Origin of the sequence: Sphingobacterium thermophilum, assembly GCF_039541675.1 — a bacterium.
GTDB classification, from domain to species: domain Bacteria; phylum Bacteroidota; class Bacteroidia; order Sphingobacteriales; family Sphingobacteriaceae; genus Sphingobacterium; species Sphingobacterium thermophilum.
Map to the genome: position 1 here is coordinate 87,651 of NZ_BAABGR010000003.1, position 12,814 is coordinate 100,464.

The 12,814-nt window shown below is 42.3% G+C and carries 12 protein-coding genes and 1 tRNA gene; 5 read left to right on the top strand and 8 right to left on the bottom strand.

All coding sequences use genetic code 11. From position 1 onward, the window contains the following. Nucleotides 1-3 precede the first annotated feature (3 nt). Together ABD873_RS01130 and ABD873_RS01135 are read right to left on the bottom strand one after the other, a co-directional pair. Nucleotides 4-1,047, bottom strand: a complete 1,044-nt coding sequence (locus ABD873_RS01130; protein ID WP_345063485.1) for an HlyD family secretion protein — start codon at nt 1,045-1,047, stop codon at nt 4-6. A 2-nt stretch (nt 1,048-1,049) separates the two neighbouring features. Then, entirely contained in the window at nt 1,050-2,378 is a 1,329-nt protein-coding gene (locus ABD873_RS01135) for a TolC family protein (protein WP_345063488.1), read from the bottom strand. Between the two features lie 136 nt (nt 2,379-2,514). On the opposite strand from ABD873_RS01135, the gene ABD873_RS01140 reads away from it, so the two are divergent. After that, a complete protein-coding gene (locus ABD873_RS01140; RefSeq protein WP_345063491.1) occupies nt 2,515-3,330 on the top strand; it encodes an AraC family transcriptional regulator in 816 nt (271 codons plus the stop codon). A 50-nt stretch (nt 3,331-3,380) separates the two neighbouring features. Here the strand turns inward: ABD873_RS01140 and ABD873_RS01145 are convergent. Further along, nucleotides 3,381-3,454, bottom strand: a tRNA-Met gene (locus tag ABD873_RS01145). 238 nt (nt 3,455-3,692) lie between these two features. Between ABD873_RS01145 and ABD873_RS01150 the strand changes: the two genes are divergently transcribed. From ABD873_RS01150 to ABD873_RS01165, 4 genes are all read left to right on the top strand, one after another. Then, on the top strand, nt 3,693-4,070 hold the full coding sequence (locus ABD873_RS01150) for an START-like domain-containing protein (RefSeq protein ID WP_345063494.1): 378 nt from the start codon (nt 3,693-3,695) through the stop codon (nt 4,068-4,070). Between the two features lie 65 nt (nt 4,071-4,135). Beyond that, nucleotides 4,136-5,599 (top strand): LptF/LptG family permease, encoded by a 1,464-nt coding sequence (locus ABD873_RS01155; protein ID WP_345063497.1) that lies wholly within the window; start codon nt 4,136-4,138, stop codon nt 5,597-5,599. 72 nt (nt 5,600-5,671) lie between these two features. Continuing rightward, nucleotides 5,672-6,886, top strand: coding sequence for a bifunctional 3,4-dihydroxy-2-butanone-4-phosphate synthase/GTP cyclohydrolase II (locus ABD873_RS01160; RefSeq protein WP_345063500.1), 1,215 nt, complete (start codon nt 5,672-5,674; stop codon nt 6,884-6,886). 73 nt (nt 6,887-6,959) lie between these two features. Beyond that, a complete protein-coding gene (locus tag ABD873_RS01165; RefSeq protein ID WP_345063503.1) occupies nt 6,960-8,396 on the top strand; it encodes an NAD-dependent succinate-semialdehyde dehydrogenase in 1,437 nt (478 codons plus the stop codon). Between the two features lie 588 nt (nt 8,397-8,984). On the opposite strand, the gene ABD873_RS01170 is transcribed toward ABD873_RS01165, so the two are convergent. The 5 genes from ABD873_RS01170 to ABD873_RS01190 are packed head-to-tail and all read right to left on the bottom strand — an operon-like array spanning nt 8,985 to nt 12,753. Further along, complete coding sequence (locus ABD873_RS01170) at nt 8,985-9,536, bottom strand: CopD family protein (RefSeq protein WP_039054480.1); 552 nt, start codon at nt 9,534-9,536, stop codon at nt 8,985-8,987. Nucleotides 9,537-9,590: 54 nt separating this feature from the next. Next, nucleotides 9,591-10,625: a uroporphyrinogen decarboxylase gene (gene hemE / locus ABD873_RS01175; protein ID WP_039054479.1), complete on the bottom strand. Its 1,035-nt coding sequence runs from the start codon at nt 10,623-10,625 to the stop codon at nt 9,591-9,593. A 9-nt stretch (nt 10,626-10,634) separates the two neighbouring features. Beyond that, nucleotides 10,635-11,150 (bottom strand): tetratricopeptide repeat protein, encoded by a 516-nt coding sequence (locus ABD873_RS01180; RefSeq protein WP_345063513.1) that lies wholly within the window; start codon nt 11,148-11,150, stop codon nt 10,635-10,637. Nucleotides 11,151-11,159: 9 nt separating this feature from the next. Next, nucleotides 11,160-11,888, bottom strand: coding sequence for a response regulator transcription factor (locus ABD873_RS01185; RefSeq protein WP_345063517.1), 729 nt, complete (start codon nt 11,886-11,888; stop codon nt 11,160-11,162). After that, nucleotides 11,878-12,753, bottom strand: a complete 876-nt coding sequence (locus tag ABD873_RS01190) for a sensor histidine kinase (RefSeq protein WP_345063520.1) — start codon at nt 12,751-12,753, stop codon at nt 11,878-11,880. Before ABD873_RS01190 ends, ABD873_RS01185 begins: the two co-directional genes overlap by 11 nt. Nucleotides 12,754-12,814 lie beyond the last annotated feature (61 nt).

Sequence of the window (12,814 nt, forward strand, 5' to 3'; positions counted from 1 at the left end):
TCTTTATATTTTCTGTGCTGCTACGGTTACATTCATCCCTGCTTTCAACTTATCCTGCTCCGGCGAAGCGAGCAATACGATTTTCACTGGAAAACGCTGTTCTATCTTCACAAAGTTGCCCGTAGCATTATCCGGTTTAATCAAAGAAAACTCAGAGCCGGCAGCAGGCGAAAAAGAATGGATCTTTCCTTTGAAAATTATATTCGGAAAGGCGTCGGCGCGGATCTCTATTTCCTTACTCGTGTCGATCTCCCCTATTTGGGTTTCTTTGAAATTTGCTACGATCCATTTCTCTTGCGAGACAACCTGCACTAAAGCCTGTCCTTCTTTCACCAGCTGTCCCACCTGTATGTTGCGTGTTCCTACCCATCCGTCATAAGGGGCTATGACATATGTAAAGCTCAACGCAAGCTTAGCATTGTTGACCAGCGCTCGATGTTGAGCCACCTGACTTTTTACGGGAGCAATCTTGGTCTGTTCGGCGAATGCATTCATCGTTGCTGTCGACAGCTGATTTTGCAAAGCCTTAAGATGTGCCTGTGCCTGTCTATATTTCGCTTCTACATTTTCAAACTGTTGTTGGGTGGCTGCCTCCTGTTCCACTAAATTTTTGAAACGCATATACTCCTGCTCGGCACGCCATACTTCAATTTTAGCTGCCTCCACATTAGCTTGGATGGTTTGCAAGTCACTAGCCTTAACCTTCACCGAACTCTCATATATATCCACCGACTCTGAGGTGCTGGCGAGGCTTGCCTCCGCCATATCCACCTGATTTTTAAACTCCCTATTATCAATGACTACCAACGTATCCCCCTTATGTACATATTGGTTTTCTTCGAAGCGGACCTCCTGAATATATCCCGACACCTTGCTAGCCACGGGTGTAATATACTGCCGAACCTGAGCATTGTTTGTACTTACATGCGTACGCGCAAAGAGGTAAAACCACCCCAAGACGAGTACCCCTGCTCCCACTAATGTCCAAGCTATAAGAGTCAAGATGCTGTTTGTTCGTTTTTCTAATTTTGTCAACTGTGCTGCCATATTTATATTCTTCCTAATACGTATTGTAATTGATAGTATTTCAATTGCCTATTGATTTTCAATGAAATAAGATTGGATTGTGCTTCCAGATAGGCATTATCGGCATCAATAAGCTCCGTAATCAAACTTAACTGATTGCTATATTTAAGACGCACGATACGATAGTTTTCTTTAGCCTGGTCTATTGCCTGCTGCGCGATACCAATCTTTCGGATAGCTTCCTCCAGCTTCTTCTGGGCGGCAAAGACCTCATGCCTAAGCTGTTCTTCCTTCTCTTCTACAGTCAGTTGTGCCATCTTGAGCTGCTCATTGGCCATATTTACCTTGGTCTTGTTCTTATAAAGATTAGATAATGGCATCTTAAGGCTTATCCCTACCGCGCCAAAGCGGTAAAGGTGTTCTACCGGAGGAAAAAACATAAAATTCGGATAATTATAGCCATATTCTCCGCCAGCAAAAACTTTTGGAAGGACGTTGGCGTGCACTAACTTCTTATCCAGCTCCTTCTGCTCAGCCTCTTTCTCTGCTATGTGTAGGGATTCGCTATTATTTCTAGCCTGAGCTACAAGATCCTCAAGTACAGAAACTATCGGGATGTCGGAAAACAGTCCTTCCGTATCGATATGCATCTCCACTTCTTCTGGCAAAGCCAATAGAATCTTAACCTCATGCTCCAGAATAGTCAAATCCTTCTCTAAATCATAATACAACATCTGATGGTTAGAAAGTTGCAGTTTCGTGCGCAACACATCGTTGTTGGTCACCACGCCATTCTGTCGCAGCTTCTCCGATTGGGCTATGACCAAGGAGTCCTCTCGCATCTTTTCTAGGATAAGCTTCTTCTGTTGCTGAAGGTGTAAGCCATGAAGATAAGCTGCAATAAGCTGCATCTTCACATCACGTTCAGCCTTACGATAATGTAAATCTTGGATTTCAATATCCAGATGCGCCTTCTTCTCTTCGTATTTGAGCTTTCCTCCCGTATACAATGGTATTTCGGCGTCAATCGTAAAGTTATACTTAAATCTCGGGGTCTCATACATTGTGGAAGGATGCCCCAACCCCTGCTCGTATTGATGAAGGTTGTCCAACACCTGTACATTACTGTTGAAAGCCACTTCCGGCAGTTTATCCTGACGTATATCTTCCGCCCTTATAGTGGTAACTTTATTTTCTATAGACTTAATCTGAAGTTTTTTGTTGTGCTGTAAAGCTAGGGTTATGGCGTCTTGAAGTGTTAGCCGTTGGAAAGTCTGCGCCATCAGGGGGAATGCTAAACTTCCCCAAAGTATCATTCCTATAAATAGTGGATACCTAATTTTTAATCTCATAAATGAACTGATGCTATACTAAAAACTTATAACGGCACAAAGTTAGAACACCTCAAAAAGCATAACTTTATAAAATAAGAAAAACATTTGCTCATTTACGCCAACAGATGGTACCTTTGTTTATAGGAACTGAAACATGAGAGCAGATATCAAGGAAATACTAAAGGAGCTAGATAGCGATGGCATTGACTTTTATGTCAACCATATGCAGTTGGCTACCGTGGAAACGGCCATGCACAGCCACCATAAGGGACAGTTGCTCTATGCCGAAGGGGGCATTGTACATATCTTCATTCAAGAGAAACATTGGTATCTTCCAGCGCGTTGTTTTATGTGGATTCCCGCGGAAGTGCCACACTCCATTCTTACCTATAGTAAGAAGGTGGAGCTTTACAACATCTATTTCAGGATTATGAAGGAAGATAGTCCTTTTTTTAGTCGACCGAACATTTATTTCGCCAACGACCTGCTTCGTGAGATGATTTTATATACTAAATCGTGGTTCGGGCGCATTGAGAAATCTGATCCTGCAAAGTACTATTTCCTCCGCGCTATAAAGGAAAATCTTCCGCAGATCGAATCTACGCGCTTGCCCATTCTTATGCAACATCCTTTTCCTAAAGATCCCAAACTGTTGGAGATTGCACGTTTCCTCAACAGCAACCTGGAATCCAACTTCACCATCGAAGAGGTGGCACAACGGTTTGGCCTCAGCACACGCACCTTGTCTCGAAAATTTAAAGAAAATCTGGGAATGAACTATGTGCGCTTTGTACGTTCTTTGCGTATCACCAAAGCTTTCGAACTCATCTCAGAAAGACAGCACAACATGTATGAGATTACCTTGATGGTAGGCTACAGCTCCCTATCTGCCTTTAGCAATATTTTCTTTAAGGTGGCAGGAATACGTCCTACCGAATATGCGAAACTGTTGGATAAGAAAAACAGCTAAAATACTGGTATTCATAAACAAAAAAAGCTTCAAGGAAACTTGAAGCTTTGTAGCGGGGAGCAGGATCGAACTGCCGACCTCAGGGTTATGAATCCTGCGCTCTAACCATCTGAGCTACCCCGCCCTTTCGGTGATGCAAATATAGCAACATCCTTTCACATTGCAAGTATTTTTTTCATTTTTCTTTCACAAAAAATGGCCCTAAAAGCCCAATACAAGCACAAAATATTAGAAATGAAGCACCTACAAGGATAATTTTCAAGATTAAAAACTTTTTTTTATTTTACAGTAATATTTGCTCCAAAATATGTATTTTACAGCTATCATTCTTAGTTATAAACTTAAAATAAACGGAAAGAGATATGGCAGAAAAAGCTAAACTTCACCTCGAATATATCATCAACTCATCACCTCGTATCTTATATCCATATCTCATCGAGCCTAACGAGTTAGCACAGTGGTTTGCCGACGACGTCAACTACCATGACGGCATCTACGAGTTTATTTGGGACAATGAGTCTCATCGCGCGAAGGTTGCCGCATCAAAAGAAAACAAAAGCGTTAAGTTCAAATGGCTGGACGATGAGCCTCACTATTTTGAAATGGAAATCCTTCAAGACGAGCTTACCAACGATGTAGCCTTAGCCATCACCGACTTTGTCAAAGAGGAAGACTTGGAAGAAAGAAAGAAAATTTGGGACAACTCAATTAGCTATTTGCAAAGTGTTATTGGTGCATAAAAATCCGTATCTTTGTAAATAAATTCTTATTCGGACAGTTGAGAGAAGAATAAGGGGCTGTTTACATGAAAAAGATACATATCTTAATACTGCAAGCATTCATTAGGCCTTTCATCGTTACTTTCTGTATCGTCATGTTTGTCCTATTGATGCTTTTTTTGTTTAAATATATTGATGACCTTATCGGTAAGGGATTAGATTGGACTGTCATCATGGAGCTTATCGGTTATCAATGTGCCGTACAGCTATCCATGGCTTTGCCGCTATCTATGTTGCTGTCATCCATCATGACATTCGGCAACTTGGGTGAAAGCTACGAATTGGTAGCCATCAAAGCGGCAGGGGTGTCGTTGCGCAAGGCCATGACGCCACTTTTTGTCTTGGTGGGAATTTTCGCTGGCTCTTCGTTCCTATTTTCAGACTATACGCTACCGGTGGTTAACCTCAAGATGGGTTCCCTCCTATATGATGTGACCAAGAAGAAGGCTGATTTCTTGATCAAGCCGGGAGTATTTAACAACTCCATCGACGGATATGCCATCCGTGCAAAAAGTAAGTCCAAAGATGGGACGGAGCTGTACGACCTTACCATTTACAACAAAACGTCAGGAAACCCGGGAAGCAATGTATTGGTGGCCGATACCGGATACATGTACAACTCGAGGGACCAACGTTATCTTATCCTCAAACTCATCAACGGGGTACAATACCAAGATTCCCGCAAGCAGAATGCTACGAACTACGATCCCCGTCAGCAGTTCATCCGCTTCTACTTCAAAGAGACGGAAACAAAATTCGATGTTTCGGATTTCGGCATGAAGCGCACCGACGAAAACCTGTTTAAGCAACATCATCAAATGATGAACTTGCGTCAACTTGCTGCCAAATCCGATACCACAGAAAGGGAAATAGATAGTCTATCTAGGGTATATGCTATGGAGCTGAAGCAGAACCTTACATTCACATCCTCCTACTACAATACCGGAGTGGTCGAGAAAGCCCAACTTGAAGGTAAAGGCGATAAAATCATAGACTATATCCCACAAAATATGCGCCTATCGGTCATTACGACCGCCATGAACAATATCAACAACTTTAAGGATGCTCACCTTTTCCGTGGTCCTCAGTATAAAGATCTAGTAGATAAAAACATCAAATACTATGTCGAATGGCACCGTAAGTTCACGCTGGCCGTCTCCTGCCTTTTGCTCTTTGCCATAGGAGCTCCCCTGGGAGCCATCGTGCGCAAAGGAGGATTGGGAGCTCCCGTAGTCATGTCCATTATATTCTTCCTGATTTATCATATCATCTCTACGGTTGCGGAAAAGTCGGCAAGAGATGGCGTGATAACTCCTTTTTGGGGCATGTGGATGGCTATCATCATCCTGACGCCGCTGGCAGCCTTCCTTACCTATAAGTCTACGACAGACTCCGCTATCTTCGATGCTGCCCAGTACAAAATCAAGGTCCAAGCAATCATGGAGTGGCTGCGCAGCAAGTTTAACATCAAGAAGAAACAACCTCAATAAAGGATTATTTTGACGTTGCTATTATACATTTTTCATAAAATCTGAGTTACTTAGCATAAAATTTTTATATCAATGGATATTAAATTAAACACCATAGAAGAAGCTATAGAAGATATCAAAGCAGGCAAGGTGGTCATTGTCGTAGATGATGAAGATCGCGAGAATGAGGGCGATTTTGTGACGGCAGCACGCAATGCTACACCGGAAATTATCAATTTCATGGCTACACACGGTAGAGGATTGGTTTGTGCTCCTCTTACCAAAGAGCGCTGCGAAGAGCTGAAGCTTCATCCTATGGTAGGTCAAAACACAGCCGTATATGAAACGAATTTCACCGTTTCGGTAGATCTACAAGGTTATGGATGTACTACGGGTATTTCGGCTTCTGACCGCTCGAAAACCATTCAAGCTTTAATAAACCCTAACACCAAACCGGAAGAACTTGGACGTCCAGGACATATCTTCCCTCTAATCGCTATGGATGGCGGCGTATTACGTCGTACAGGACACACCGAAGCAGCCGTAGACCTAGCACGTCTGGCAGGGTTCGAACCGGCAGGAGTATTGGTAGAAATCCTAAAAGATGATGGAGAAATGGCTCGCTTACCCGAACTGATGGAAGTAGCCAAACGTTTCGACCTCAAAATCATCACCATCAAAGATTTAATCGAATACAGACTAAAATACGATACACTGATCAAGGAGGAAGTTACCGTACATCTACCTACAGAATTCGGCGACTTCAACATGAAAGCCTTCACTCAAAAAAATACAGGAGAACAGCACTTGGCTATCTATAAAGGTGAATGGAAAGAAAATGAACCCGTATTGGTGCGTGTGCATAGCTCTTGCGTGACGGGAGATATCTTCGGTTCCTGCCGCTGCGATTGTGGTCCTCAGCTACACAAAGCTATGGAGATGATTGAAAAAGAAGGCAAAGGTGTCATCGTGTATATGAACCAAGAAGGACGTGGCATAGGCCTTATCAACAAGCTGCACGCCTATAAGCTCCAAGAAAATGGTGTTGATACCGTAGATGCCAACCTACAGCTTGGATTCAAAGCCGATCTCCGAGACTATGGTGTAGGAGCTCAGATTCTTCGCCATATGGGGGTAACAAAAATGCGTCTCATGTCCAACAACCCTACAAAACGTGCCGGATTAGTAGGTTATGGACTGGAAATCGTAGAGAATGTGCCTATAGAAATCACGCCCAATCCATATAATGAAGAATATCTAAAGACAAAAAGGGATAGAATGGGACACGCCATCCTGAAAAACTTATAACAAAGTAAAAGAGGAGAAATCCTCTTTTCTTGTTTATTGTAAACAATCCCTGTAATCAAACTGTTTTGTCATTATGGAAAACCCACTTTTTATCCAAAAAGCCTATATAAACGGAACATTCGTGGAGGGCACAAATTCTTTCGAGGTTATTAACCCTTCTACCAATCAATCTATAGGTTCCTTACCGGATCTTACGATAGAGGATTGCCGACAGGCTATTGAAGACGCCCATGAAGCATGGAAAAGCTGGCGCAATACGCCTGTCGGGGAACGCTGCGCCCTGGTCCGAAAAATATTCGAGCTGACAAAAGAATATAAAGATGCGCTTGCCGAAATCATGACGCTGGAGTCAGGCAAGCCACTAGCCGAATCCAAAGGAGAAATAGACTACGGCAATGCCTTTGTAGAGTGGTTTGCCGAAGAAGGTAAACGTGCTTACGGAGAAAACATACCTTCACTCAACGGCCTCACACGTCTATCGACGATAAAGCAAAGCGTAGGTGTGGTTGGTGCCATCACGCCATGGAATTTCCCTCTGGCAATGATCTCGCGAAAGATGGCTCCTGCCCTCGTAGCAGGATGTACTATGGTACTGAAACCAGCCTCACAGACACCTTTCACAGCCATAGCCTTAGCCAAAATAGCTGAAATGGCAGGAATACCTAAAGGCGTATTTTCTGTCATCACCTCCAAAGACAGCAAAGGAATAGGCCATGAGCTGGCAACAAATCCTTTGGTGCGCAAAATAACCTTTACAGGATCTACAGAAGTGGGACGAACTCTGATGGAACAGGCTGCAAGCACGATAAAACGTGTCTCCTTTGAGCTGGGAGGCAACGCCCCTTTCCTAGTGTTTGATGATGCAGACCTAGACGCAGCAGTAAAAGGAGCTGTAGCCGGAAAATTCCGTAATGCCGGACAAACCTGTGTGTCAATAAACCGGTTCTATGTGCAGGATTCGATATATGATGCTTTCGCCGAAAAACTTAAACAGGCTGTAAACCAACTTAAAATAGGCGACGGCTTTGAGGAGGGAGTTCAGGTAGGACCTCTCATCAATAAGGCGGCAATAGAAAAAGTTACAGACCATGTACAAGACGCCGTATCCAAGGGTGCCAGAATTCTTATCGGCGGAAAAGTTATCACAGATAATTTCTTCGCTCCTACCGTGCTGGTAGACATGCCACTGACGGCAAAAATAAGCACGGAAGAAACCTTTGGACCTATTTGTGCTCTTTTCCGGTTTTCTACCGAAGAGGAAGGCATCGCCTTGGCCAATGATACCCCATTCGGCCTAGCAGCGTACTTCTATAGCGAAAATATACACCGCTGCCAACGCGTAGCCGAAGCCTTAGAAGCCGGCATGGTTGGTATCAATACAGGTCTTATATCCAACGCTTCCGCCCCTTTTGGTGGCATCAAGGCCTCAGGGATAGGGCGCGAAGGCTCCAAATACGGATTAGACGAATACCTGGAAATCAAATATTTATGCTACGGACAAAAAGGTTAATTATAAACTAGTCCAGAAAAAACTATTTTTCTGGACTAAATTACTTGCACCCTTAAAAAATTGTTCCGACAAAAAATATAACTGCATTGTTTCGAACAAAAACGTCTGTGGCAGGAAATTGGTTAAATGTTAAAAACTCTCTTATCATTGATATTCCTCTATATCAGGTACAGTGCCTAGGAAGAAGAAGGTAGGCTTTTCAAAGTTTATCTATTAAACTGGTGCTTTATATAAAAGTCATTACAAAACGAAGATGATTTCCCCCTTGTCTGTCTGTTTCTGTTTTATAAATACCATTCATTCCTGTGTGCTCTCTTTTCAGTTTTTCACCTAGAAAGTTTTGTATCGCTGCTCATACTCATAAAAAAGTCTTTATCATTTTGTAAAACTGGACACTCAAATGTTTTGGATGATGTAAATGTCCTGAATTGGAAAGTACAAGGAAAAAGCTGTAGCCAAGGTCTAAATAAAGAAAATACTCTTTCCCTTTCCAACCATTGTTATTTCTAATAAAAAAGCAGAAGCAACGCGGTTGTCACTTCTGCTTTCATAATCAGATCAACTGAAAAATATCTTAAAGCTATAACCTTATTCTACGGCTTCCCCTTTCGACTTTCTGTATTTCTTATAAAGCTTAATAAGTATCATCAACAAGATGGAGAGTCCCAAAAGACTTAATACACCAAAGATCCAGTTTAACGCCGATTTGAGGATGACCAAGAAGACTATAGCGAAGAGGATGATGGTAGAGACCTCATTCCACATCCTCAACTGACCGGAAGTCCACTTACATGTTCCTGCACGCAACTGATGCATGATATTTTGGGATTTGAAATGATATCCTATAAGGCCTGCGACAAAGAGAAGTTTGACTTGCATCCATCCCATTGTCAGCAACCCTGGATTAACATGTAGCATCACCAATGCCGCTAACACAGTAATATACATCGCTGGAGTAGTGATGACCCACCAAAGCCTGCGCTCCATCACAATAAACTGCTCATGAAGAATAGCATATTCTTTTTCACCTTTGCTCTTCGCCTCGGTATGATAAATAAAAAGGCGAGGCATATAGAACAAACCCGCCATCCAGCACACTACGAAAATAATGTGTATTGCTTTTGCGTACAGATATAACATGCTACAAAAATAGGTTTAATAAAATAAGGAGCAAAAAACTTTGCTCCCTACCTCTTAATATCTAAATTCTTTTACGGTTTCTATCGCAAATTTGACATTGTCAAACGGAATATCAGGCATGATACCGTGCCCAAGGTTAAAAATAAACCCTTTTTCTCCGCGCATGCGCTCAAATAGCTGATGTATCTTGTCCTTGATAACCTTTTTGTCGGCATAAAGCACAAAAGGGTCTAGGTTACCTTGTACAGCTATACCTTCCGGAAGAGCTTGTTTAATATTCTTAAGGTCGGCATTCCAATCCACCGAGATCACGTCCGGATGTGCTTCCGCCATCATCGGCGCAAACACTGACGATCCTTTACAGAACGATATTACTGGTACCGTGCGTCTAATCTTTGATAGAATATACTTATTGTAATGGTGCGAAAAGTCTCTATAGTCATTCCACGATAAGGCTAATGCCCAACTGTCAAACAACTGTAGGGCATTCACCCCAGCATCAATCTGCATATTCAGATAATCCACCGTAACGTCAGCAATCTTCTGCAATATTTTATGTGCTAACTCCGGCTCATTGTTCAACAGCAGCTTGGTACGTTTGAAATCTTTTGACGAACCACCCTCAACCAAATAACTCAAGATTGTGAAAGGCGCACCCGCAAATCCGATGAGAGGAATAGAGCCATCGAGACGTTGTTGAATAACCTTAATAGCTTCCGCAACATATTGAAGCTTATCCACACAATCTACTGACAACTTATCGGCATCAGCATGGCTGCGCACAGGATTCGAAAAGCGAGGTCCTACCCCCTGCTCGAAGGATAGATCACCTCCCATTGCTTCGGCAGTAACCAAAATGTCCGAAAACAGAATGGCAGCATCAACACCCAAAAGATCTACTGGCAACATGGTCACATCTGCCGCAATTTCCGGCGTCTTACACATCTCCAAGAATGTGTATTTATTTTTAATCTCCCAATATTCCGGCATAAAACGGCCTGCTTGTCGCATCATCCATACCGGCGGTCTTTCCGTCTGCTGCGATCGAGCAGCTCTGATAAATAAATCGTTTCGTAAAGTCGTACTCACTATGCTATCTTATTTATGATTGTCTATCTCTTTCTGTATTTTCTGAATGATACTTTTCTGTCTTTCGGTAAGCTTTAGCTTTTCCGTCACGGACAGATAAGTAGCAGCTCGTTCATAATCCTTTTTGCGAAGGTTGATATTGGCCAAATTGATCAATACCATAGCTTTTTCATGGTCTTTACGCCATGGCAGGCGTGAGGCCAGCTGAAAATGGTATTCCGCCTCTTCGATATTATTTTCCTTAAGCGCCAAATTACCCTTCATGAATTCATAAAAGTTCCTTCTCCCTTTGCGTAGGGTGTCCGGATTTTTGATTTGATCCAGCAGCTTCTTAACCTTGTCATAGTCCTGCTTGTGGAAGGCCTGTGTAGCAAGAAAAACTGTTCCCTCCCTGTATTCACTCCATATCAAGTAGCCAATAGCTCCCAATATATATACGCAGGCATAGAAATGCTGATACACTACGCAGTAGGCCAAAGCTATAACGGCAATGGCGATAAGTATAAATCGTATTCTGGTATTCATCTATCTATGTTACCCTTCGCTGCTTTCGTTGTTATTGTTGTTGTCCGTAAACTTATATCCTACCCCACGGATGGAATGGAAGTATATAGGATGTTTTTGATCCGGCTCAAAATACTTACGGAAAGTAAGGATAAAGTTGTCAATAGTGCGGGTGGAAGGATATACATCGTAGTTCCATACTGTTTCAAGAATCTGTTCACGTGAAACGGCCTCATTGCGGCGCTCGATCAACAGCTTTAGCAACATCGTTTCCTTTTTGGTCAACGAAGTCACCGTACCGTCGGCATGATGCAGCTCGTAGGAGTTGAAGTATATGGTCTTATCGCCTATAGTATAGGAGTTAAGTTCCTTAAGCTCTTCAGGCTTCATCCCACGACGGATAAGGTTGCCTACACGAAGAATTAGCTCCTCAAGGTTAAAAGGCTTCACCAAATAGTCGTCAGCACCTTTCTTCAAGCCTGTGATACGGTCTTCACTGCTATTTTTTGCCGTAAGGAACATGATAGGCACTTCCGTATTCTGTAGTCTTATGGTTTCTGCCACTTGGAATCCATCAATTTCAGGAATCATGACATCCAAAATGATAAGATTGAAACGCTCTTCCTTGAAGATTTTCAATGCTTTCTTTCCATCGGTAGCTGTTGTGACACGGTAACCTTCCAATTCGAGGTTAAGCTTGATAGCCTCCAACAAGTGTTCTTCGTCTTCGACTAATAGTATTCTTTGTTTAGCCTGCATAGTTTTCAAAAATTACTTCAAAAATGCTACCTGAAGGCTTGTTGTCTTTCACCTTAATGGTAGCGTTATGTTTTTGTAATACTGATTTCACAATATATAACCCCAATCCAGTGCCTTTGGTTTTACGGGTAGATTCATTACCTACACGGTAAAATTTATTAAAAATCAACTTCTTCTCTTCATCCGGAATGCCCTGTCCATGATCCGCCACCGAAAAAATCAGATTGTTATCTTTCTTATACAGCTTCACCTCTACAGTAGCACATGGCGGTGAATATTTAATGGCATTTTCCACCAGATTATTCACCACATTGGTAATGGCAAACTTGTCGGCATGCAAAATGATGTTAGGTTCTATCTCACCGCGCAACATCTCCGTCTTACAGGCATTCTTCTGCAGTCTATCCAGCACCTCCTGTACTAGTGCCGAAAAGTCGAAGTCTTCCTTCGGCAGATTAAAGCTACGATTTTCCAGTTTAGTAGCCAACAGCACATTCTCTACAAGATAGTCCAAGCGCTCTATATCTTTCAGCGAGTTGGAAAGGAAAGCTTTCTGTTGCTCTCTGTCTAGTTCCCTCTTCAGGATAGTCTGTAGATAAAGCTTCACTGAAGCTAGAGGAGACTTCAACTCATGCGTCACCGACAGCAAAAAGTTGTGCTGCTGCTGTGAATAATATCTTTCTTTCTCCAGCTGTCTTTTGAGGCGTAAAATACCCAAGATAAAGATGAGGATAAAAATCATGCCTTCACCGATAATCATGCCTTTACGATCCGGAACATATTTGATAAACATATATCCCCACGCAAAAAGCTGACAGATGGCATAAAATACTAATACATAAAACCAAAAAAGTGCTCTTCTCATCTTATCTTGTTTTAACAAAAATACTTAAATACCTCCTCATAATAAAATACGGCAAAATTTA